The organism is Microcystis aeruginosa NIES-843 (assembly GCF_000010625.1).
In the GTDB taxonomy this organism is placed as follows: Bacteria; Cyanobacteriota; Cyanobacteriia; order Cyanobacteriales; family Microcystaceae; genus Microcystis; species Microcystis aeruginosa.
Genome location: NC_010296.1, coordinates 1,891,287 through 1,914,515 on the forward strand (window position 1 = coordinate 1,891,287; position 23,229 = coordinate 1,914,515).

Consider the following 23,229-nt stretch of genomic DNA (forward strand, 5'->3'; position numbering starts at 1 on the left):
GTGTAATTAATTTTGCTTAGGTACTTATGACCGAAGCGATTCGCGCTTCTAGGAAAGGCAGCGCTTCTCCTTGAGAGTCCTTCCACAGAGTCAATGCCACTGGCGGCTTGACACCTCTCCTGAACGGTTACGTTATCCTTAACTTCTTTCTTAACTTCCTAAACTTAGGTTACGTTATCCTTAACTTCTTTCTTAACTTCCTAAACTTAGGTTGTAGTTCCAAAATAATTCGCCGATAATTAGTTTTAAGTTAAAAGAACTTCAGAAATCAGTTGTAGAGGAAAAAATGCTTTGTTTATCTGTAGAGTCAAAATCTCAAGGCGAAATTTTTCAGGACATTTCTACTTTTGTAGATATTTTGAACCATAGAGCATTGCAGCAAGCCGAGCAAACAGCTTATATCTTTTTGGCTAATGGAGAAACAGAAACCGCCAGACTGACTTATCAGCAATTAGATCAAAAAGCAAAAGCTTTGGCGGCTCAACTTCAGTTACAAATGTCTCCGGGAGAAAGAGCTTTATTGCTCTATCCATCAGGGGAAGAATTTATCATTGCTTTCTTTGCCTGTTTATATGCTGGTGTTATTGCTGTTCCTGTTTATCCCCCCCGACGTAATCAAAAGCTCTCTCGACTACAAGCAATCACTAAAGATGCTCAGGCCAAACTGGCCTTAACTACTACATCCTTATTAAGGACTATTGAGGAAAAATTTTCGAGTGATCCTGAGTTAGTAACAGTACCTTGCTTAGCTACTAATAACATCTCGGATGAGCAAGCAGAAAACTGGCAAAAACTGAATCTTTCGGTTCTTCGGTTTTTGTTATGCAATGGAGGGGGGTTATAAGGGATGAAACCCTTATATATAAAGACATTGCTTCGATTTTTGCCAATTGTTTTCGATCTAGAACGAGCTAATCAATTAAGTCTCTTGCCAGATAAGGATTTAGTCGATTTATGCCACCCGATCAAACCATACCAAGTAACGAAGAACCAATCTTTCTTTAGAGGACATAGCTTTCCTACAATATACTTCCGGTTCAACAGGTATGCCTAAAGGAGTTATGGTTAGTCATAAAAATTTACTTCATAATGAAAGACTGATTGCTTCTGCCTTTGGACACACAAGCAAAACTATTGGTGTAGGATGGTTGCCACTATTCCATGATATGGGACTAATTGGTCACGTATTACAACCCATATACGTCGGATTTCCTTCTGTGATTATGCCTCCAGAAGCATTTATCCAAAAACCGCTCCGATGGTTACAAGCTATTTCTCGCTACAAAGCTACCAGTAGTGGTGGACCTAATTTTGCTTATGAATTATGTGCCTCTAAAATTAAACCTCAAGAGCGAGAAAATCTGGATTTAAGTTGTTGGGATGTGGCTTTTAATGGAGCCGAACCTGTGCGAGCAATTACATTAGAAAAATTTGCTAATACTTTTGCTGATAGTGGTTTTAAGAGAGAGGCATTTTACCCTTGTTATGGGATGGCTGAAACTACTCTATTTGTATCGGGGGGAATTAAAAGCCAATCTCCTGTGATTGAAGCAGTTGATAAATTAGCTCTTTTAGAAAATAGTGCCGTTACTATTAACTGTCAACACCCGAATGCTCAGTTATTGGTCGGTTGTGGTCACGCTTGGTTATCAGAAAAAATTGTGATTGTGAATCCTGAATCGTTAACTGAATGTCGAGATGGAGAAATAGGAGAAATTTGGGTATCTAGTGATAGTGTAGCTCAGGGTTATTGGAATCGACCCGAACAGACAGAAGAAACTTTCAAAGCTTATTTAGCTGATACCCAGGTCGGTCCATTTCTGCGGACAGGAGATTTAGGATTTTTACTGGCTGGTGAGTTATTTATCACAGGCAGACTCAAGGACTTAATTATTGTTCAAGGACGTAATCATTATCCTCAAGATATTGAATCCACCGTCGAAAAAAGTCACCTGGGATTGCGGCAAGGGTGTGGAGCAGTATTTTCAGTGGAAATTGCTGGCCAAGAAAGGCTAGTGGTTGTCCAAGAGGTAGAGCGGAGTTATCTGCGTAAATTAGACTCACCAGAGGTAATTGAGCAAATTATTCGCTCTGTTGCCGAAGAACATCAGCTAGATGTTTATGCCGTCGCACTTCTTAAGACAGCAAGTATTCCTAAAACCTCTAGTGGTAAAATTCAACGAATAGCTTGTCGGACTGCTTTCCTAGCGGGAACTCTTGATGTGATTGGCGATTGGAGTAAAATTCCATCTCAAAAAAAGGACTTCATAAAACTAGAATCAGATGTTAATCATTTGTTAGAAAAATTAAAAACTTTTTCGCACTTATCAGAATCATCTGAGTACAAGGCTATTTATGAAGAGATTGAACAGTGGTTAATTGCTAAATTTGCAGAACTAAAGGAAACGGCTGATGAAAACATAGACGTTCGACAAAATATCGGATTTGATTCCTTGGTAGCTGCTGAATTAAATAATCTGTTTAACACTAACTGGGGAGTTGAAATCCCTATAGATAATTTTATTGAAGGTGTTAGTGTTAATAGTTTAACAGCAATTTTGACTAACAAAATATCAGAGAATCGCTGGAAGTTTACGGAACAAATAGACCAAATGAATGATGAAGAAGTGGATGCTTTACTCAGTTCCATATTATCTAAATAGATAGGAGACAATTGAATCATGACTACCAATATTGAGACTCTAAATTCGCTTTCATCTGCTCAAAAGCGCCATCTTTTGAAACAACTACTTTCAGAAAAATCTGACTATATGTCTCCGTCGAAAAATCCTAGCCAATGGGGTAATGAAAAATTTCTCGATGACGCTGAGGCAGCTGGATTTCTTCTTGGTGATGGTATTCCGGTTATGGACGGGATGAGTGGCTCTCGCATTAAACGTGATGGTCGGGAAATGATTAATTTATCAGGGATTAATTTTCTCGGACTACAACAAGAAGAGCAATTCGTTGAGATTTTCTGTAAAAATACCCGCCAATATGGTTTAGCTACGGGAGGATCTCGTCTTACTCAAGGAGTTTCCCGTCCCCATCTTTTACTGGAACAAAAGATGAACGAAATTTGGCAAAAAGATTATACTTTAACCTTTGGGACAGGAGCTTTAGCTAATATTGGTTTTATTAATGCTATGACCAGTTCTTTTGGCTTTGATGCAACTGTCACAATAGATAATCAGGATGTTGTTTTTGTTTTAGATCGAGATTGTCACTGGAGTTTATGGAATCCGCTGGCTAACCGAAAGTTGGGTTCTCAAGTATTTGCCTTTAAGCATAATGATCCTTCTTCTCTTGAGCAAGTGTTAAAGAAGATTAAATCATCGAGGGTTATTGTCGTCTTTGAAACAGTATATTCTTCTGATGGCAGTGTAGCTCCTGTTGGTGAATTAATCGAAATTTGTGAGCGTTATGGAGCTTTATCTTACGTTGATGATGCTAACGGATTTATGATTTATGGCACTCCTAATCGACCTTTCTATCAGGAGTACAAAGCTTTACGCAGAGCTACTTTTATCATGGTTTCTTTCTCCAAAGCTGTCGGTATTGAAGGGGGAGCAATCAGTGGACCGAAAGAATTTGTCAAATCTTTTGAGATTCTCTCTGGTACTTCCTTGTTTACAGCAACTATGCAACCACCAACGGCTGCTACGAATCTGGAAATTATACAGCACTTGGAGAAAAATCCCAAAATTATGGATGACTATCTAAAACGCTGTTTACAATTGCGAGAAACTCTAATTAATTTAGGTTTTCACCTCAATGATGTACCTTCTTACATTACCTCAATTATTATTGGTCAAGATGAAGTAGCTGAACAGGTACGACGAGACTTACTGGACATGGGGTATTGTATCCCTATATTCCGTTATCCTGCTGTTGAGCGTGGCAAGGCTTTAATTCGCTTGATGATCAACAATAAGCATACTGATGAGGATATTAATCTTTTTGTTGAAGCTCTCAAAAAAACCCGAGAGCACTATCAATTTTAAAGCCGACAATATCCAACTTCTGTCAATTAAGTTCCCATCACAAAACTAGAAAAAATGGGTAACTTACCCGATTCACAAAACCAAAAGGAGAAAAATGATGATTGCCAATACTTTACAAGCAGAAAAATGCTCAACTCTTAACGCCACTGTCAACTCTTATAATGAATGGGATCCTTTAGAAGAGGTAATCGTTGGAAGTTTAGATAATGCGGTGTTTCCCCCGAATCATCTTAGTGTTCACGCCACAATTCCTCAAAGTTTATCAAAAATATTGATGTGGTTTGGTAGCCGACGTTATCCAAAATTTTTAATAGAAGAAGCGAGTAAGGATTTAGAACATTTCATCCATATTTTAGAATCTGAAGGAGTTACCGTCCGTCGTCCCGATGTTATGGATTTTAGCGTGACCTACAAAACTCCCGATTGGAAATCAAAAGGGTTATGTACTGCCTGTCCGCGAGATGGTTTGTTAGTATTGGGAGACGAAATTATTGAAACCCCGATGGCATGGCGTTCTCGATATTTTGAACTCCACGCTTACCAAACATTATTAATTGAATATTTTCAAAAAGGTGCACGATGGACTGCCGCACCTAAACCCAAGTTAACCGATCGACTCTATGATCGCAACTATCAGATACCTCAAGAAGGGGAACCGATTCGCTACGTAATCACGGAATGCGAACCTGTCTTTGATGCGGCGGATTTTATTCGCTGTGGTAAGGACATTTTTGTTACGAGAAGTAACGTGACAAATGAGATGGGAATTCAATGGCTAGAACGCCATGTTGGGGATAAATTTAATATTCATAGAGTCGAAAGTAAATGCCGACAACCAATGCACATTGATTCTAGTTTCATGCCTCTGGCTCCTGGAAAGTTATTAGTGAACCCAGATTATATTGATGTGGCTAAAATCCCAGACATTTTTAAATCTTGGGATATTCTCATTGCTCCTAAACCCGATATTATCACAGGAGGTTTTTTCAATGCCAATGCTAGTATGTGTAGTTTATGGATTAGCATGAATGTATTAATGCTTGATGAGAAAAGGGTAATCATTGAAAAACATCAAGAAACGATGATTCGATTTCTCAAAGATCATGGATTTGAGCCAATTCCCTGCCCTTTCATGAATTACGCGCCTTTCGGTGGCTCTTTCCACTGCGCTACCTTGGATATCCGTCGTCGAGGGACGCTACAATCCTATTTCTAGTCTTAATCCAATGCTTACCTTGACCATTTTGTGGCTGGCTTTTATTGATAGCATCAATCCCACCCCTATTGCCATCGCTATCCTGATATTTTTGTATCGGGGGACTCGGGGAGTTTGGGCTTACGTCTATGGTATTTTCTTGACTACTTTGGTTCAATCATTCGTTTTTTACTTCGGATTAAGTGAACTGCAAGAGATAATATCGAGACAACACCTATCTTCTGTTAACTGGGGCTGGCTGTTAATTCTTGTTGGAGTGGTGGTCAGTGCTTATGGATTATATCGCTGGTGTCATAGAAAGGAAATTCCGAATCTAAGGAGGTGGGACTCTCTCCCCCCCTTAGATTACGCAAATCGACTCAAATTCTTAGCTTTTGGTAGCGCGACAACCCTCGCGGAGACACCGGGAGCGTTCCTAATGATTCTGGCTATTATTGAAATCAGAAAACTAGCAACTCCTTTCGTGTTTTTACCATTTTACTTAGGTCTTTATGCTACGATTTATACCTTGCCTATTGTTCTTTTAAATTTGGCTGGAATCTGGCATAAAAAGCCTTTAGAAACATGGCTATCTAGACATTTTAAGTTGCTTTACCTCATTCTGAATATCACTATTAGTTTATCTTTAATCGCTTTTGGTGTATTTTTTCTTGCTATGGGAGTGAAACAATTAAGATGACTTCTCTTTCTTCATTTGAGAATTCGAGATCTCAAATCAAAGGGGCGGTGTTTATTTCCGCCAGTTCGTCGGGAGTTGGTAGGGTCTGTGCAAAAATTCTTGCAGAAAAAGGGTTTTGGGTTTTTACCGGACTAAGAAATTTAGATCAAGCCCGATCACTGCAACAAGAAACGGGGGGGAATACAACCCCGATCCTGCTTGATGTTACGAAAGAAGATAGCATTATCTCGGCCGCTACTCAGGTGGCAGAAGTATTAAGCAAAAAAAATCTGAAATTGTTGGGCATTATTAACAATGCCTGTCACGAGTTTCACGGGCCTTTAGAACTCCTGCCCATCGAGTTCGCCCGTCAAGAAATGGAGGTGAGCTATTTAGGCTATTTGTCAGTTATCAAAGCTTTTTTACCACTTCTGCGGCAGTCGCGAGGACGGATCGTGAATTTTAGTTCTATCAATGGACTAATCGTATTTCCGAGTGTTGGCACAGGGTGCGCCGCAAAATATGCTGTCGAGGCGATGTCGGATGCTTTTCGTATGGAATTAGCCCCTTGGGGAATCAAAGTATCGATCATCGAACCAGGAGCGATCGCCACCCCTTTGTGGCAAAAAACCCAAGAGGCTTTTGAAGAGTTACCGAAATATGTATCGATGGAAACTCTTCAGTTATACTATCCATCTTGGTCGGAAGCTTTAAAAAAGTCGAGATCGGAAACCAATTTATTTTACAAAATTGCCACATCACCAGAACAAGTTGTACCCTCCATTCTGCACGCGTTAACTAGCAGGAACCCCAAAATTCGCTATCGGATCGGTCTTGATGCTAAAGCTCTGGCTTTGATAAACTGGTTGTTGCCAAATTGGTTATTTGATTTTATGGCTAGGAGGGTTTTTCTCTATCGGTAGTTCTTACTGAAAAAGGATACAGATTGTCTTTTGTCCATACTAACCCCGTGTGCAACTATATTTTTAGTCTTGATTTACAAGGCTCTCAGAAATCAGCAGAGATCAAGTATCCTCTGCAACCCTGATTCTGTCGTTTTTAGTTGCACATCGCGTCATACTATAAAAACATGATTGCCGCTTATATAAAACAAAAACAACTCTCAAGAAATAGCGATGAAACCTAATTCATTATCCAAGCATTCTCATCCTTTACGCTGGATTTTAGCCATTGCTATTACTGCTACAACTATTACCAGTGTGGGGGTAGTTTACCAGGTTTTGCCCTGGAGATGGGGTAAGTTCACCTATTTCTCAACCAAAAGCAACAACACCCAGTATTATAAAAGTAGCTGCGTTGGCAAGATTAGAGTCTGAAAGTGAGGTTATCCGTCTAGATGCTCCCTTACCTTTAGATGGTGATCGCATAAATTGCGATCGATGAACAAATGGAATTATTAGGTAAAATTCTTACTACTTATTTGCAGAAAAACTGTTAACCCCCAACAATCACTTATTAACTAAAAAATTATGAAAGGTAAAACTTTTGTGAAACCAAATCAAAAGTTAATGATCGGGTTAATAGTATTAGGCACAGGATTATTAGGAATAACCACCTTTTATAGTCTTTCCCAAGTCGCCCCCAAACCCGAAACCAAAACTCCTGTCATTGCGTCGCCCACACCGCAAAAAATCACCGCTTTAGGCAGAATTGAACCGAGGACAGAAATTATCAGCATATCTGCCCCGATGTTGCTTGATTCCGATCGAGTCAAGCAATTATTAGTCGATGAAGGAGATAGCGTCAAAACCGGACAAATAATCGCCATTCTCGAAAGTCGGGAAAGATTAGAGGATAACCTGCGACAGGCACAAGAACAGGTGAAAGTAGCCACAGCCAAACTAGAACAGGTGAAAGCTGGCGCAAAAGTCGGCGAAATCGATGCTAATGCCGCTAACGTGCGAAAAATCGAAGCACAATGGTTAGGGGATCAAGCAACCCAACGGACAACCATCCAAAGATTAACAGCGCAATTAGAAGGGGATAGGGCTGCCCAAAAAGCGACAATTGCTAAATTAGAAGCAGAATATCGCAATGCCAAAGCTGAATTCGATCGCTACGAAAAACTCTATCAAGAAGGGGCAATTTCCGCCTCTAGTTTTGATAGTAAAAGACTGAATTTAGAAACCAGTAATCAACAACTAACAGAAGCAAAAGTTACCCTAGAGAGAATTGAAAGCACCGGTAAACAACAGATAGAAGAAGCCAAGACTACCCTAGCCCGGATTGAATCCACCGGTCAACAGCAGATCAAAGAGGCCAAATCCACTTTAAATCAAGTCTCGGAAGTGCGGGGAGTTGATGTGCGGGCAGCCGAAGCGGAGGTAAATGCTGCCCTAGTTGCCGTTAAAAAAGCCCAAACCGAGTTAAATCAGGCTTATATTCGATCGCCAATTACCGGCAAAGTGATTAAAGTCAATACCCGTATCGGGGAACAAATCAGCGATCAAGGAATTGTTGACCTTGCTGAAACCGAGCGCATGGAAGTAATTGCCGAAATCTATCAAAGCGATATCGGGAAAATTCGCTCTGGACAAACTGCCACGATTACCGGATCGGCGTTTAAGGGCGAAGTTAGGGGAAAAGTGCGCTTAATTGCTTTAAAAGTTGACCAACAAAATATCTTCAGCAATCAACCGGGAGAAAACTGGTTCTTCGGTTTGTGTTATGCAATGGACGGGAGTTATAAGGGGTGAAACCCTTATATAGAAAGACATTGCTTCGATTTTTGCCAATTGTTTTCAATCTAGAACGAGCTAATCAATTAAGTCTCTTGCCATATAAGGATTTAGTCGATTTATGCCCCCCTATCGAACCATAACAAGTAACGAAGAGCCAGAAAACTTTGATCGCAAAGTGATCTCTGTCCGCATTGCCTTAGATCGCGAAAACAGTGAAAAAGTGGCAGGTTTAACCAATTCCCAAGTAACTGTAACTATCAATGAGTAGGTTTTCCATGAAACTAACCCATCTATTCAAAAAAACGCCCCTATCTTGGTTACAGGTGACGCGAGAGAAAACCCGTTTGATCGTAGCTATTGCCGGGATTGCTTTTGCCGACTTCCTAATTTTCACGCAGTTGGGGTTTCGGGATGCCTTATTTGATGCTTCCGTTAAACCCCATTATGTCCTCAATGCGGATTTAGTCCTGATTAATCCCCAATTCAATACCCTCTTTGCTGTGAAAAGTTTCTCGCGCGATCGCTTGTACCAAGCTAAAAGAGTCGAGGGTATTCAATCTATAGCCTCAGTTTATATTGCTTCGGCCCAGTGGCGCAATCCCGAAACTGCCCTAGAAAGAACTACTTTAGTCTTTGGTTTTGATCCCAGTCAACGGGTTTTTACCCTCCCGGAAGTTAATCAAAAATCCAGTGATCTAAAGATGTTAAATCGCGTCTTGTACGATCAAGCAGGAAGGCCAGAATTCGGACCAATTGCCGATTTACTCCAGAAAAACCCCGATTTGACAGTTCAGTTAAATAAAAAAGAGGTACAGGTAGCGGGAATTTTTACCCTTGGTGCCTCCTTTGCTGCCGATAGTAACGTCATTAGCAGTGATTCTACCTTTTTAAGGCTCTTTCCCGAACGTCAACCCCACGAAATCGATATAGGACTGGTGAAACTGCAACCGGGGGCAAATATCGAAGCAGTTAAGGTCAATTTACAGGCACTTTTCCCTAAAAATGAAGTAATAGTCCTTACTTTAAAAGAATTTGCTGAAAAGGAAAAAACCTATTGGGCAAATGGTACAGCGATTGGTTTTATCTTTGGTTTAGGTGCAGTAGTCGGTTTTATCGTCGGTATCGTTATTGTCTATCAGATTCTCTATTCCGATGTCACCGATCACTTACCCGAATACGCTACCCTAAAAGCTATGGGTTACGGTGATTGGTATTTAGTCGGGGTTTTGATGCAAGAGGCTTTATTACTAGCCGTTTTGGGGTATATACCCGGGTTTATCGTTTCTCTCGGTGTTTATCATCTCGCTTCCTCCGCTACACTTTTACCCATAGTGATGACTACCGCTAGGGCGATCGAAGTTTTAATCCTAACAGTTATCATGTGTATTGCCTCTGGAATTGTCGCTATGGGCAAATTAAGGACAGCAGATCCAGCCGATATTTTTTAAACTATCAAGGGTGAAATAATGCTGATTTTTCAAAAAGAGCGAGAATTAGAGGATTTTAGCCCTAATGAACCCGTAATTGCCATTAAAGGCTTAAATCACTATTTTGGCACGGGGGAATTAAAAAAACAGGTTTTATACGATATCGATCTGGAAATTAAAGCGGGGGAAGTAGTGATTATGACCGGTCCTTCGGGATCGGGGAAAACTACTTTATTGAGTTTACTGGGAGGTTTGCGATCGGCACAAGCGGGCAGTTTAAAAATTCTCGGCCAAGAAATGTTAGGAATTGGTAAGGGCAAAATGCTGAAAATTCGCCGACAAATTGGCTATATTTTTCAAGCACATAATTTACTAAAATTCCTCACAGCGAAACAAAACGTAAGGATGTCTTTGGAACTGCACGAGGAGTTTTTAGAACAAGATCTCGATCAAAAAGCGGCGGCAATTCTGGAGTCAGTGGGTTTAGGCAACCGCGTTGATTATTATCCCCATGATCTATCAGGGGGACAAAAACAACGGGTTGCGATCGCTCGCGCCCTCGTCAGTCATCCCAAATTAGTCCTCGCCGATGAACCGACCGCGGCCTTAGATAAACAATCCGGGCGGGATGTGGTGGAAATCATGCAGAAATTGGCAAAAGAACAAGGTTGCACGATTTTACTTGTCACCCACGATAACCGGATTCTCGACATCGCCGATCGCATTGTCAATATGGAGGATGGTCGTTTAGGCGATTAACTGCCCAAAAATTACTTGCCAAAAATTGGCCTTTCATGTTAGACTAAAATAATGTCATCTTGGAGAGGTGGCAGAGTGGTCGAATGCGGCAGATTGCTAATCTGTTGTACGAATCGTAAGACCGTACCGAGGGTTCGAATCCCTCCCTCTCCGTATTTTTTGGGTAGGTTCGATGACTGCTCCCCAGGATTATTTCTGCTCCGTATATGGCCCGGTTGCCTCTTGGCGTTTCGGCAGTTCCCTGGGCATCGATCCGATCGGTTTAGTTTCCACCTGTTCCTTTAACTGTGCCTACTGTCAGTTAGGAGAAATTGAGCAAAAAACCGAGCAGCGAAGAATTTTTATCACCAGTGAACAAATTAGCAGGGATTTAAGCGCTTTTGCTCCTTGGGACGTGGATATAGTCACTCTCAGTGGTAGCGGGGAACCCACCCTCGCCCTCAATTTAGGGGAAATACTGGCCACCGTCAAGGAAATAACCAGGCGGCCGGTGGCGGTCTTAACCAATAGTACCCTCTTGGGAGATGACCGAGTGCGTCAAGACTTGAGCAAAGCTGATATCGTCGCCGCTAAAATCGATGCTGTTTCCGAGGCCCAATGGCGACGGGTTAACCGTCCGGTCTCCGGTCTGGATTGGCAGGAGCTTTGGTGGGGATTAAGACAATTTCGCCAAGAATGGTCGGGAAAACTAGCAATTCAAACCATGCTACTGGCCTCTTGGTCGCCCCAAGATCAAGACCGATACATCGATTTGATGCAACAGCTACAACCGGATGAAATTCAACTTAACACCCCGACCCGTCCCCGGGCCAGACAAAGACAATTAGAAACCCGCGGTAATAATCCCCTCACCGCTGCCGACGGAATGCAAATTCTCAAACCCGTAAACGCTGAAATATTGGCAATTTGGGCGCAAAAAATCGCCACGGCCACGGGAATTACCGTGCGCTGTGTGCCACTTACCGCCACAAGTCTCTAAGGCTTCGGCCGGGGTTTTTCTTCTTTCGGCTTGACATTAAAATAAGCCTCCATTACCTGACGTACCATAGGTGCGGCCACTTTACCACCACCACCGCCAGAATGTTCCGCAAAGGCGACCACGACAATTTCGGGCTTGTCGAAGGGTGCGAAAGCTCCAAACCAAGCGTGGGACTTTCCGGGAGGTGCTTCTGCCGTGCCGCTTTTGCCCGCTACAGGCGGTAAAGCGGGGTCCGATAGGGCCCGCCCCGTTCCTTCCGCTACCACGGCTCTCAGGGACTTTCTCAGGGTGTCTAGGGTGCTAGGTTTCATGTTCAAAGATTTTCGCCATTCCTTAACATCGCGGGCATCCTGTAAAAGGTGCGGTTTCACCAAAAAACCACCGTTAGCGGGGACAGCAAACATCACAGCTACCTGTAGGGGAGTCGCTAGGGTAAATCCTTGACCGATCGACATATTAATCGTATCCCCTACAGACCAATCCCAGTTTTTAAAATTACGCAGTTTCCAATCGCGATCGGCAATTAACCCCGGAGTTTCTTCCGCTAATTCTATCCCGGTTTTCTGACCGAAACCGTAGCGCCGAGCCGTGGCAATTAAAGTCGGTCCCCCCACCCCGCGACCAATTTGACCGTGAAAAGTGTTACTACTCATGGCCATAGCCCGGACAAAACCGATCGGACCAAAACCGGCGTGATTCCATTCTCCAAAAGCTGTCCCCCCCACATAAAGGGCGGCAAAGGTATTTAAGACCGTATTTGGCGGAAATTTCCCCGATTCCATGCCAGCAGTGGCAGTGACGACTTTAAAGGTGGAAGCGGGGGGGAATCCTTGGAGAGCGCGGTTAACAAACGGGTTGCCCTCCGCTTGCAGTTTTTTCCAAGTGGCGGTGGTAATTGGGGCCGAGAAAACATTGGGATCAAAACTAGGATAACTGACCATGGCCCGCACGGAACCATCCCGGGGATCGATTGCCACGATCGCACCTTTGCGTTTTCCTAAAGCGGCCTCGGCGGCTTTTTGGAGTTTTAAATCTAGTGTCAGGGTGACATCTTGCCCCGGTTTAGCAATTTTTTGGCCGAGAATTTGGATTACTTGTCCCGATCCGTTGACCTCTAACTGCATTCCTCCCCATTCTCCCCGCAATTTTGACTCGTAGGCGGCTTCCACACCCATTTTACCGACGACATCTCCCAACCGGTAGCCCTGGGGTCTTTTGGCTTTATATTCCTCCGGGGTTAGTTCCCCCGTATAACCGAGAATATGCGCCCCAATTTTACCATTGGGGTAGTAGCGCACTGATTCCACGTCCACTTCAATGCCGGTTAATTCGTCTTTGTATTCCTCTAGGGCGATAATTTGGCCTGGAGTTAAACCCCTAGCGATGCGGATCAGGGTGGAGGGGTTTTCGTCCGCTTCGTTAATGCGTTTTTCTAGGTCGCTTCTGGGAATGCCTAAAATACTGGCTAAACGGTCAAGATTGAGTTTTTGGGCGGGATTACGCTGGGATTTGGGCCAAATATAGGCCGCATGGGTTAAGCGGGCCGTAGCCAAAACTTTGCCATTGCGATCGAATAAGTTGCCCCGGACTGGGGGTTTGGGAATAATGCGAATCCGGTTATTTTCTGCCCTTTCTCGGTTAATTTGTCCTTGCTGCAGTTGTAAATATGCCAATCGTGAGCCGACTCCTCCTAGCAGGACAATGCTAATTAATCCCATAATTAGCCATGACTGACGCTGACGACCGACTAGACGCTCCTTATCTTTGATTTTATTCTGTAATTTATTCGGCGCTGGCCGCGTCGGCGAGGTGAGCGGTTTTTTCGGTTTCAGTTTGACTTTGGTTTTTGATAGGAGTCCGCTATTACGCATTTGCTTAAAGTTAAAAATTTAAAAGTTATTAGGGCAGTTATCAGTTATCAGTCATCAGTTATCAGTTATCAGATTTGAGTTCTAAGTGAGTAGTATGTATTAAGTGAGCAGTATTAAATAGTAGTTTGCCACTGTCTTTTCACTGTTTACTGCTTACTGAAAAGGACGCAATACTAGGTGATTTAGCTCCTCTGTTTACTAAAGTTCAGGGTATCCGCAATATATCTTAACAAAATCGGAGTAAATACTGGGAGTGGAAGGAACCACTCCAGACACAGAGGACACAAAGATTGATCGCTTCTATAGTAAGTTAAAGAGAGCCTGGAAACTGGCGCAGACATATAGTTAAGAGTTTGTCAAGTGTTTCTTAACTATATCTAACATTATCCCTGTTCAAAATGTAATCACACTGCGGATAGAATCCCCTTGGCGCATCAGGTCAAAGGCCTCGTTAATTCTTGCCAGGGGTAGAACATGGGTGATTAAATCATCGATGTTAATCTTGCCGTCCATGTACCAATCGACTATTTTTGGTACATCTGTACGACCTCTCGCTCCACCAAAAGCCGTACCTTTCCAGACCCGTCCGGTGACTAATTGAAAAGGACGGGTACTAATTTCTTGGCCGGCCCCGGCTACACCGATAATAGTGGCAACACCCCAACCCTTATGGCAACATTCCAAAGCTTGACGCATAATCTGGACATTGCCGATACACTCAAAACTATAATCGGCCCCACCTTTAGTTAAATCCACCAGATAGGCCACTAAATCCCCCTCGATTTCTTGGGGATTAACAAAATGAGTCATCCCGAATTTGGTCGCTAAAGCTTGTTTCTGGGGATTGATATCGACCCCGACAATCATATCGGCCCCCACTAAGCGGGCCCCTTGAATAACATTTAAACCGATACCTCCCAGACCAAAAACCACCACTTTTGCCCCCGGTTCCACTTTAGCGGTATTAATCACCGCACCGATACCTGTAGTGACTCCGCAGCCGATATAACAGACTTTTTCAAAGGGAGCATCCGGGCGAATCTTGGCTAGGGAAATCTCCGGCAGTACGGTATAGTTAGCAAAAGTCGAGGTTCCCATGTAGTGATAAAGAGGCTGACCATCGAGGGAAAAACGACTGGTTCCATCCGGCATTACTCCCCGACCTTGGGTAAGACGAATCGCTTGACAGAGATTGGTTTTAAAGCTGAGACAGTATTCGCACTGACGACATTCGGGAATGTATAGGGGAATAACATGATCCCCCACTTTTAGGCTAGTGACACCTTTTCCCACTTCTACCACGATTCCTGCCCCCTCATGGCCTAAAATTGAGGGAAATAAGCCTTCAGGATCGGCCCCAGAGAGAGTATAGGCATCGGTGTGACAAACTCCCGTGGCTTTGATTTCTACTAACACTTCCCCCGCTTGCGGTGGTGCTAATTGTACCGTTTCAATAGTTAGGGGTTTTCCTGCTTCTAGGGCAACTGCCGCTCGAACATCCATAGGCTCAAAGCAATAGGTTCTTTCCAGTATAATACCGTTAAACTGCTGAAGAGTTGTAATAGAACAATTCTCAACTTATCTCTATGCCAGTCCTCACCATCCGCGAAGAAGGAATTAACGATGGTGGCTTTACTGCTACTCTCAATTTTGATAGCGGTAACAGCTACCCAATTACGGTTACTGACCCCTTTACTAACCAAGAAGAAAAACAACTAGAATGGTACTTTGAGGAATGGTTAGTATTTCCGACGCTAGACACGGATAAGGCGCAAAAAGCCGCCAACAGCGTCCAAAACTATGGCGAAAACCTATTTAAACAGGTTTTCCAGAGTAATTTAAATGCTTATGGGGAATATCGAGACTTGCGAAAGCAGTTAAGTCAACTGCAAATTATCATCGAAAGTCAGTCGCCAGAATTTCAAGCTTTACATTGGGAAGCGCTGAAAGATCCTGATTTACCGCGTCCTTTTTCTATAGATTGTATCATCTCCCGCCAGCGTCGAGGGGCTACAGTTGTCCCGGTGCAAATGGCCACTTATCCTACTATCAATCTTCTGGTGGTGATTGCGCGTCCTAATGAGGAATCTGATGTTAACTATCGCACGATTTCCCGTCCTTTGGTAGAACTGGTAAATAGTAGTGAAATACCGGTAAAAATTGATATATTGCGTCCCGGAACTTATGAATCACTAACCAGACATCTGGATGAGAAGGGAGAAGGATACTATCATGTTATTCATTTCGATGTTCATGGCGGATTAATGGAATATGAACAGTACCAAAGACAGGTTCACGGGGATTCTTGGCGCTATCAAAGGGGATGGGGACTGGAGGATTTAGCAGAATATGAGGGAGTAAAAGCTTTTCTGTTTCTGGAAGGAGAAGAAAAAGGTCAAGCGACTCCGGTAGAAGCGACGGAATTAGCGAATTTACTCACTGGGAAAAATATCCCTATTTGTATTCTCAATGCTTGTCAGTCAGCAAAGCAAATTTCCCAGGAATCAGAAGACTATCGGGAAACCAGTTTAGGGAGTCGTTTGATGACTGCGGGAATGCAAGCTGTGGTGGCGATGGGATATTCGGTGACGGTTTCTGCAGCTAAGTTGATGATGAAACCAATTTATCAGCAATTATTGAACGGAAAAGACCTAACGGAAGCGATGCGAAAGGGACGGTTAGAGTTATTCAATAATAAGCAACGCCGCGCCTATTATAACACGAGAATAGATTTAGAAGATTGGTTATTACCGGTGATTTATTGTCGCGGTAAAATTAATCTCAATTTGCGTCCATTTACTCCAGAAGAGGAGGAAAAATACTGGGAACATATCGGCAATCAATATGTCTTTCCTTTACCAGAATACGGCTTTGTGGGAAGGGATTTAGAAATTCTCAAGATGGAAAAGGCGCTGCTGAAACATAATATCCTTTTACTCAAAGGAATGGGAGGGACAGGAAAAACTACTTTACTCAATTATCTACGAGAATGGTGGCAGAAAACCAACTGGGCGACCCATATTTTCTATTTTGGTTATGATAGAAAAGCTTGGACGTTAGAACAGATTGTCCATGAAATTGGTCAGGGAATTTATAATCGCTTTGAACAGGCGAGTTTCCAAGCGATGAACCTGAAAGCGCGGGTAAAGAAACTAGAGCAAAAACTCCGCAGTGAGGCGTATATTCTCATTTTAGATAATCTGGAGTCGGTGACGGGACAACCGTTAGCAATTCAGAATACTTTACCGGAGAATGAAAGGGAAGCAATCGCCGAATTTCTCAAGAATTTGGTCGGGGGAAAAACGAAGGTGATTTTGGGTTCTCGCAGTGAGGAAACTTGGCTGCAACGCAGGACTTTTAAGGAGAATATCTATCAGTTACAAGGATTAGACCAAGAGTCGAGAACTGAATTAGCGGAGAGAATCTTAGAACGTCAGGCGAAGAGTCGGAAAAATGCGATTAAAAAGGATGATTATTTTAAACGTTTGATGAAGTTGTTGGCGGGATATCCGTTGGCGATGGAAGTGGTATTAGCGAATCTGAAGCGACAGTCACCGGAGGAGATTTGGCAAGGGTTACAGTTGGCGGAATTAGCTGATGTGGGGGATGAGGATAAGACTAATAATATCATCAAGTGTGTGGAATATTCCCACAGTAATTTGTCGGAGGAGGCGCAGAAGTTGTTACTCTGTTTAGCACCTTTTAGTGGGTTTATTCACAGGGGTGTTATTCCTATTTATAGCCAAAAACTACAGCAATTAGAACCTTTACAAGGCTATCAGTTTGATCAATTTGATGCAGCGATAGAAGAAGCGATTCATTGGGGTTTGCTTTCGCCGATGAGTGAAGAATTGCCGTATTTATTGACTATCCAGCCCATTTTTCCCTACTTCCTGAAGACGAAGTTAAAGGAATTAGCACCAGAGACACAAGCAGCAATTTGGGAGGGTTTTAAGAATCATTACCGAGACTTGGCAGGTTATTATGATACCTTACTAGATTCCAAAAATCCGCAGGAGAAGCAGTTAGGGATATTGTTCTGTCGCTGGGAGTATGAAAATCTGTTTAATGCGTTGCAAATCGCCCTCAATCAGCAAGAGAGCGTATTGACTATTATTAATTGCTTGCATAGTTATCTGGATTTAAACCAAGATACTCAGACTAATTTAAAGCTCCTAGAGTTCGTTCTCGAAACTTTTGAAAACTATCCCCCTGAAGCCAAACAAGGGCAGGTGGCAATAGAAATCATTGGTATAATTGACGAGGCAGGAAACAAATATTTACAAAGTAAAAATTATCAGAAAGCGAAAGAGATTTACCAAAAAAGCCTTGAATTACTCAAGCCAATTAGTGAAAGTTACAGTCAATCTAAGCAATCTTTCCAAGCCATCACCCTGCACAATTTGGGAATCGTAGCGCAAGAATTGAGGGAATGGGAACAGGCGCGACTCTACTTCCAGCAGGCTATTGAGATCTACATTGAATATGGGGATCGCTTCTCCCAAGCTACCACCCTGCACCAGTTGGGAACGGTAGCGCAACAATTGAGGGAATGGGAGCAAGCCCGAAGCTACTACCAGCAAGCTATTGGGATCTGCATTGAATATGGGGATCGCTACTCCCAAGCCATCACCCTGCACAATTTGGGAGCCGTAGCGGCAGAATTGAGGGAATGGGAGCAAGCCCGAAGCCACTACCAGCAAGCTATTGGGATCTGCATTGAATATGGGGATCGCTACTCCCAAGCCATCACCCTGCACTGTTTGGGAATGGTAGCGGCAGAATTGAGGGAATGGGAGCAAGCCCAAAGCTACTACCAGCAAGCTATTGAGATCTACATTGAATATGGGGATCGCTACTCCCAAGCCAGCACCCTGCACCACTTGGGAAACCTAGCGCAAGCATTGAGGGAATGGGAGCAAGCCCGAAGCTACTACCAGCAAGCTATTGAGATCTACATTGAATATGGGGATCGCTACTCCCAAGCTGGAACCCTGCACAATTTGGGAATGGTAGCCAAAGCAGTTGGGGAATTGAGCCAAGCCAAAAGTTATTACCTGCAAGCCTTACAAATTTGGGCAGAATTTAACGATAATTACACCATACAAACCTATTCTTTGCCTCGTCTTGTTGCTCTTTATCAGCAAACGCAAGATGAGGAGATTCTTGTCGGTATTGCTTCTGTTTTCGGGGTTGGGGTTGAGGAGGTGCGGGGTTTGCTGGAGGGTTAGAATGGGTTTTGGGCGTAGGCTGCGTGTTTGCGGCTATCAATTCAGTTAACGTAAGTAGCTGGTTATAATTAAATTAAAAATGGATTTTAGGTTCGATCCCCCCTGCCCCCCTTGATAAGGGGGGAATAACGAACCTAGTTTGTTGTTGCGCTCCCTTCGCTAAATTCTCTCCCCTTTCCTTGTAGGAGAAAGGCCAGGGGAGAGGTCAATAATTAAGAACCCAATGCGATCACACTATCTGGTAAAGATCAAGTATAATAATAAATATAAAGACCAAATTATTCATCTACCGTTAACTTAATGAAAGCCAAATGAACTTATTAAAACAATCGGACATTCAAGAAAATCCCACAACACTTTACGAACAAGATCTTCAGTTGTGGATTGAGCAAACTATTCATCAATTACAGAATCGACAGTTTGAACAACTGGATATAGAAAACTTAATTGAGGAGTTAAAAGATTTGGGTAAGTCAGAGAAACGCGCCTTAGAGAGCAACTTAATGGTCTTGTTGATTCACTTACTCAAATTAAAGATACAGCATGATGCTCCTGAGACAATGAAAGCAAGTTGGTATAATTCAGTAGATGAGCATCGCCAGCGCGTTCAAGATGATTTACTTAAGACTCCCTCTCTTAAATCTTATCTCTTAATCTCCATCACACAAGCCTATTCCAGCGCTCGTAAAGTCGCCATCAAACAGGGTAAACGCGCTCAATTTGGTATTCGTATTCCCCAAGAAAGTGAGTATCCCCTCGCTTGTCCTTTCACACCTGAACAGATTCTAAATGAGGACTTTTACGGATAAAAACGAAAGTAAACATTATCAATAATAAAACCATGAAACCAGAATAAGTACCTAAGCAAAATTAATTACACATATCTAACCACCTCTTGCCTCTTGCCTATCTTCACTAGGAAATTAATTTTGCACGACTACTTATCAACCATGAAAACAGGTGATATTGTTTTAATGATTAAATTATCATTGAACCCTAACGCACCATCTTCATAAAATTGGTTTGTTACGCTACAAACTACTACTAAATATAGATATAACCCAAGCCAAAGACACGAAGCAAATCTCGGCATCCTTCTTCAAAATTATCATTAAAATTAATAATTTGGAAGCTAGGTAAGACCCAAGAAAGTTTTGTATATTCACAAGGTTGATAGAGAATTGGCAAAATTTTATCTTCAAAACGCTGATCCTGTAAAGTAAAAATTAGTTCTCGCTTTACCCACATAGAATCGACCGCATCAGGAGAGAGAACGATAATAAACCAATCACATCGCCTCAAAGCTTTCCCAATTTCATCATGCCATTGCTGTGCGCCTAAAATATTAGTTTCACTATACCAAACGGGAACTCCATGACGGCGTAATTCATTGGCCAAATGAGAGACAAACTCTCGATTTTTGCTAGAATGGGAAAGAAAAGCTTCTTGGGGAATCATCTCATACCTATAGTTAAAATTAGACAAAGCATAGCTTGGGATGAGACAAGCCAAATCTAAAAGTGGTGTATCTCATGAGTCAGTCCGTCGGAGCTTGTCGTATTTTTAAGTGCCTGTGTAATTTCTTTCAATTCTTGATTGTCTTGTTCAAGATTAGGGACGAAAATCATTGGAAATTTTTTGAGAATCCAAGGAATATGTTCTAGGTTTGAATTATCTGAGGAAGAGACAATAACAGGAATGATACGACCTTGATACTTTTCTTCTCCAATTGCATAACTAATATCAGAAACAACATTAAAAGGCTTCAGTGATTCTGGTGTTAATAAGACTATCATTGCTTCAGATTCTTGTAAGGCTTTACCTATGTTATTAGCCCAGTTTTCCCCGGGTAACATTTCAGCAGCATCCCAAACTTGAAAGCCATCTTCTTTGAGAGAATCAGCAACTCTCTTAGCTAACTTAGCCTCAGTAAAGGCATGACTAATAAAAACTTTCATATTCTTTCTAGCTTCCTCGATATTTAAATTAATTCAACTGATTTATTCATAATCTGCTGACAATTTACTAAGAGTATAGCGTTTTTAGTCGCTAGAGAAACTCATTTACTCCTCGACTTCATCAGGAATAGATTCAGCTAACTTAAGCATAGCGCCTAAATCGACTGTTTCTTCAGCGAAATTTCCTGTGCGGGCTTCTGCGAGTCCCCGTTTGAGCGACTCGCGGACCCTAGGATTCTGAAAAGCCCATAGTTCTCCCCCCAGAATCGCCACCATGGGAACCAAAAGAAGCTCCCCGCTTGCATTCATCAGTATTCGATAGTGACGGTTGCTACATTCAGTCCCAAGGCTAATCCGTCCGCAAGCATCAGCCTGAATATCTTCTTTAATGAGCGAAAAATTCTGATACTCCATCACGTCTCCTCCTCTCTTCATATACTTATTCTAGATAAGTTACCCAATTTGGGCAATAGGGTTATGTCCATTTAGCTCCTCACTATCTAAAGAAAACAGGTTAAACTTGTTCGGGCGAGAGCCTTGACAACAAACCCAGTTTGTAGTCGAAGCTCTCTTCGCTAAATTCTCTCCCCTTTCCTTGTAGGATAGGGTTCAGGGGAGAGGTCAATAATTAAGAACCCAATGCGATCGCACTATTCGGCAACGATCAAGTATAATTAAGATAACAATGTTACTTAGAAAACAAAGTGAAGTTTGAATCTTCAATTAGGATAACTCATGCAACTCGAAGACTATTTTAATTTTCTTGCCCCTAACGATATCCGACTAAAAGAAACCCGCATCGGTATTGAAACCATTTTATACGATTTTATTTACCAAGCGAGAACTCCCGAAGAAATTGCCAATACTTATCCGTCTTTAACCCTAGAACAGGTATATGCGACGATTCTTTATTATCTTCATGAAAAAGAAAAAGTGAGTCAATACATCACCGACTGGCTAGAATGGGGGCGAAAAATGCGAGAAGAACAGCAAAAAAATCCTCCGCCTTCGGTTGAACGACTGAGAAAATTGAAAGCTGAAATAACAGCCAAGCAGAAAGCTAATGACACTGAAATATTTAATTGATGAAAATGTTAATTCGGTGTATCCTCAACAATTGCGTCGCCGAGAACCAGAAATCATTGTTCGAGTAGTTGGTGAACCAGATACACCAAAATTAGGTACATTAGATCCAGAAATTTTGATTTGGTGTGAGGTAATGGGTTTTATTTTAGTGACAAATAATCGTGCCTCTATGCCCGTTCATTTAATAGCTCACTTCAGGCAAAATCGTCATGTTCCTGGAATTTTTATTCTCAATCAAGATTTAAGTGTTGGTGATAATTTGTTAGAATTAATTGTAATTGCTAAAGGCTCTTTTGACAATGAATATGAAAACCAAATTATTCATTTACCGTTAACCTGATCAAATTGAAATAATCTTATTAAAATAACTAAGAATCCCAATTCACGATCGCTACGAACCCGGTTTGATGAGGATATTTTCGTTGCTGTGGCTGATATTTTGAGGATTGGGATTGAGGAGGTGCGGGGTTTGCTGGAGGGTTAGGATGGGTTTTGGGCGTAGGGATTGTTTGGGCGCAGGGTGCGTGTTTGCGGCTATCAATTCAGTTAACGTAAGTCTTAATTAAGGTGGTAAATATGGTTCAATTTTTACAAGCAAAAGAAGTCACTCTTAGAAATTTAATTAATCATTTTCAACTACAGTTTATAGAAGATAAGCATTTTTTTGGGGAATGGCAGCAAGACCTAGAAGCAATCTCTGAACAAGAAAAAGAATTGTTAGATAAAATCAAAACAGGTTATTTAAACTTATTAAATTATCCTCCCTTTTTAGAAACTTCGGTGAGGATGACGGTTTTAGATCCATTGTTATTTATTGGTAACTTTTATCTATTTCCCTTTCAGATTAAAGCGGAAGAGTCCGTTGAAATTATTACAGAAGAGCAAGATTTAATAATTAAAGGAAGGTTAGATACTTTAATTCTAAAAGAACAATTATGGGTAATGATTATTGAATCAAAACGGGTTATTTATTCCGTTGAAGTAGGTTTACCGCAATTATTAGCTTATTTAATGGTCAATCCTCATCCCAACCGTCCTAATTATGGAATGTTGACCAATGGTTCCGAGTTTTTATTTGTTAAATTATTATGGGACGGTAAACCTTTATACGGAACCTCTCGTTTATTTGCCATGAGAAATCCGGGGGATTTATATGAGGTTCTCAAAATCCTTAAACATCTCTGTCAACTAATTTGAGTATCAAGATAATCAGTACCTACAAAATCATTACTCTCCTATTTCCCTCTGTTGTATAATTTGCTCTGCAAGGAACAAATCAGTTAGGCATAAATAAAAATTATCAGGATTTTTTCGGCTTTTCTTGACTATTTCAGCCTG

General features: G+C 41.9%; 22 protein-coding genes, 1 tRNA gene and 1 pseudogene. 19 read left to right on the forward strand and 5 right to left on the reverse strand.

All coding sequences use genetic code 11. The features are described from left to right. Positions 1–286: 286 nt before the first annotated feature. The 14 genes and pseudogenes from MAE_RS09245 to MAE_RS09295 form a co-directional block, all read left to right on the forward strand. Positions 287–790 (forward strand): annotated as a pseudogene (locus MAE_RS09245) (AMP-binding protein); the annotation flags it as partial. Between the two features lie 93 nt (positions 791–883). Then, entirely contained in the window at positions 884–1,054 is a 171-nt protein-coding gene (locus tag MAE_RS31910) for a hypothetical protein (RefSeq protein WP_231859755.1), read from the forward strand. Further along, positions 1,047–2,663 (forward strand): AMP-binding protein, encoded by a 1,617-nt coding sequence (locus MAE_RS09250; RefSeq protein WP_012265346.1) that lies wholly within the window; start codon positions 1,047–1,049, stop codon positions 2,661–2,663. Before MAE_RS31910 ends, MAE_RS09250 begins: the two co-directional genes overlap by 8 nt. A gap of 18 nt (positions 2,664–2,681) precedes the next feature. After that, positions 2,682–4,004: an aminotransferase class I/II-fold pyridoxal phosphate-dependent enzyme gene (locus tag MAE_RS09255; RefSeq protein WP_002736994.1), complete on the forward strand. Its 1,323-nt coding sequence runs from the start codon at positions 2,682–2,684 to the stop codon at positions 4,002–4,004. Positions 4,005–4,101: 97 nt separating this feature from the next. Continuing rightward, positions 4,102–5,220 carry a hypothetical protein gene (locus tag MAE_RS09260; protein WP_002736748.1) on the forward strand — a complete coding sequence of 373 codons (1,119 nt, stop codon included), beginning with the start codon at positions 4,102–4,104 and terminating at the stop codon, positions 5,218–5,220. Between the two features lie 28 nt (positions 5,221–5,248). Further along, positions 5,249–5,899 (forward strand): GAP family protein, encoded by a 651-nt coding sequence (locus tag MAE_RS09265; protein WP_231859756.1) that lies wholly within the window; start codon positions 5,249–5,251, stop codon positions 5,897–5,899. Beyond that, positions 5,896–6,801: an SDR family NAD(P)-dependent oxidoreductase gene (locus tag MAE_RS09270; protein ID WP_002736732.1), complete on the forward strand. Its 906-nt coding sequence runs from the start codon at positions 5,896–5,898 to the stop codon at positions 6,799–6,801. The genes MAE_RS09265 and MAE_RS09270 overlap by 4 nt, the downstream gene beginning before the upstream one ends. Positions 6,802–7,014: 213 nt before the next feature. Continuing rightward, on the forward strand, positions 7,015–7,215 hold the full coding sequence (locus MAE_RS29090) for a hypothetical protein (RefSeq protein WP_002735439.1): 201 nt from the start codon (positions 7,015–7,017) through the stop codon (positions 7,213–7,215). 153 nt (positions 7,216–7,368) lie between these two features. After that, positions 7,369–8,595, forward strand: a complete 1,227-nt coding sequence (locus MAE_RS09275; RefSeq protein WP_012265347.1) for an efflux RND transporter periplasmic adaptor subunit — start codon at positions 7,369–7,371, stop codon at positions 8,593–8,595. A gap of 103 nt (positions 8,596–8,698) precedes the next feature. Then, positions 8,699–8,848 (forward strand): hypothetical protein, encoded by a 150-nt coding sequence (locus MAE_RS31920; RefSeq protein WP_231859757.1) that lies wholly within the window; start codon positions 8,699–8,701, stop codon positions 8,846–8,848. 7 nt (positions 8,849–8,855) lie between these two features. Continuing rightward, the gene (gene devC, locus MAE_RS09280) at positions 8,856–10,028 is read left to right on the forward strand and encodes an ABC transporter permease DevC (protein WP_002735966.1); all 1,173 of its coding nucleotides are present in this window, start codon (positions 8,856–8,858) and stop codon (positions 10,026–10,028) included. 18 nt (positions 10,029–10,046) lie between these two features. Beyond that, positions 10,047–10,766, forward strand: a complete 720-nt coding sequence (locus MAE_RS09285; protein WP_002735398.1) for a DevA family ABC transporter ATP-binding protein — start codon at positions 10,047–10,049, stop codon at positions 10,764–10,766. A gap of 61 nt (positions 10,767–10,827) precedes the next feature. Beyond that, positions 10,828–10,919: transfer RNA gene (locus tag MAE_RS09290), tRNA-Ser, on the forward strand. 19 nt (positions 10,920–10,938) lie between these two features. Further along, entirely contained in the window at positions 10,939–11,745 is an 807-nt protein-coding gene (locus MAE_RS09295) for a radical SAM protein (RefSeq protein ID WP_002736791.1), read from the forward strand. Here the strand turns inward: MAE_RS09295 and mrdA are convergent. After that, positions 11,742–13,616 (reverse strand): penicillin-binding protein 2, encoded by a 1,875-nt coding sequence (gene mrdA, locus MAE_RS09300; RefSeq protein ID WP_012265348.1) that lies wholly within the window; start codon positions 13,614–13,616, stop codon positions 11,742–11,744. The two genes, MAE_RS09295 and mrdA, sit on opposite strands and share 4 nt — an antisense overlap. A 393-nt stretch (positions 13,617–14,009) precedes the next feature. Further along, complete coding sequence (locus MAE_RS09305) at positions 14,010–15,119, reverse strand: S-(hydroxymethyl)glutathione dehydrogenase/class III alcohol dehydrogenase (protein ID WP_012265350.1); 1,110 nt, start codon at positions 15,117–15,119, stop codon at positions 14,010–14,012. An 83-nt stretch (positions 15,120–15,202) separates the two neighbouring features. Between MAE_RS09305 and MAE_RS09310 the strand changes: the two genes are divergently transcribed. Further along, on the forward strand, positions 15,203–18,847 hold the full coding sequence (locus MAE_RS09310; protein ID WP_012265351.1) for a tetratricopeptide repeat protein: 3,645 nt from the start codon (positions 15,203–15,205) through the stop codon (positions 18,845–18,847). A gap of 311 nt (positions 18,848–19,158) precedes the next feature. Beyond that, positions 19,159–19,656, forward strand: coding sequence for a DUF29 domain-containing protein (locus MAE_RS09315; protein WP_002798842.1), 498 nt, complete (start codon positions 19,159–19,161; stop codon positions 19,654–19,656). Positions 19,657–19,891: 235 nt separating this feature from the next. Here MAE_RS09315 and MAE_RS09320 read toward each other — a convergent pair whose 3' ends face one another. The 3 genes from MAE_RS09320 to MAE_RS09330 all read right to left on the reverse strand — a co-directional run bounded on the left by MAE_RS09320 (position 19,892) and on the right by MAE_RS09330 (position 21,219). Continuing rightward, on the reverse strand, positions 19,892–20,305 hold the full coding sequence (locus tag MAE_RS09320) for a toll/interleukin-1 receptor domain-containing protein (RefSeq protein ID WP_002745372.1): 414 nt from the start codon (positions 20,303–20,305) through the stop codon (positions 19,892–19,894). A gap of 56 nt (positions 20,306–20,361) precedes the next feature. Beyond that, the gene (locus MAE_RS09325) at positions 20,362–20,805 is read right to left on the reverse strand and encodes a toll/interleukin-1 receptor domain-containing protein (protein ID WP_002735722.1); all 444 of its coding nucleotides are present in this window, start codon (positions 20,803–20,805) and stop codon (positions 20,362–20,364) included. Between the two features lie 105 nt (positions 20,806–20,910). Further along, the gene (locus MAE_RS09330; RefSeq protein ID WP_002798843.1) at positions 20,911–21,219 is read right to left on the reverse strand and encodes a hypothetical protein; all 309 of its coding nucleotides are present in this window, start codon (positions 21,217–21,219) and stop codon (positions 20,911–20,913) included. A gap of 321 nt (positions 21,220–21,540) precedes the next feature. Between MAE_RS09330 and MAE_RS09335 the strand changes: the two genes are divergently transcribed. From MAE_RS09335 to MAE_RS09345, 3 genes are all read left to right on the forward strand, one after another. Continuing rightward, entirely contained in the window at positions 21,541–21,891 is a 351-nt protein-coding gene (locus MAE_RS09335; protein WP_012265353.1) for a DUF433 domain-containing protein, read from the forward strand. After that, entirely contained in the window at positions 21,869–22,231 is a 363-nt protein-coding gene (locus MAE_RS09340; protein WP_002798845.1) for a DUF5615 family PIN-like protein, read from the forward strand. Before MAE_RS09335 ends, MAE_RS09340 begins: the two co-directional genes overlap by 23 nt. A 236-nt stretch (positions 22,232–22,467) precedes the next feature. After that, positions 22,468–23,088 carry a type I restriction endonuclease gene (locus MAE_RS09345; RefSeq protein WP_012265354.1) on the forward strand — a complete coding sequence of 207 codons (621 nt, stop codon included), beginning with the start codon at positions 22,468–22,470 and terminating at the stop codon, positions 23,086–23,088. The last annotated feature ends 141 nt before the right edge of the window (positions 23,089–23,229 follow it).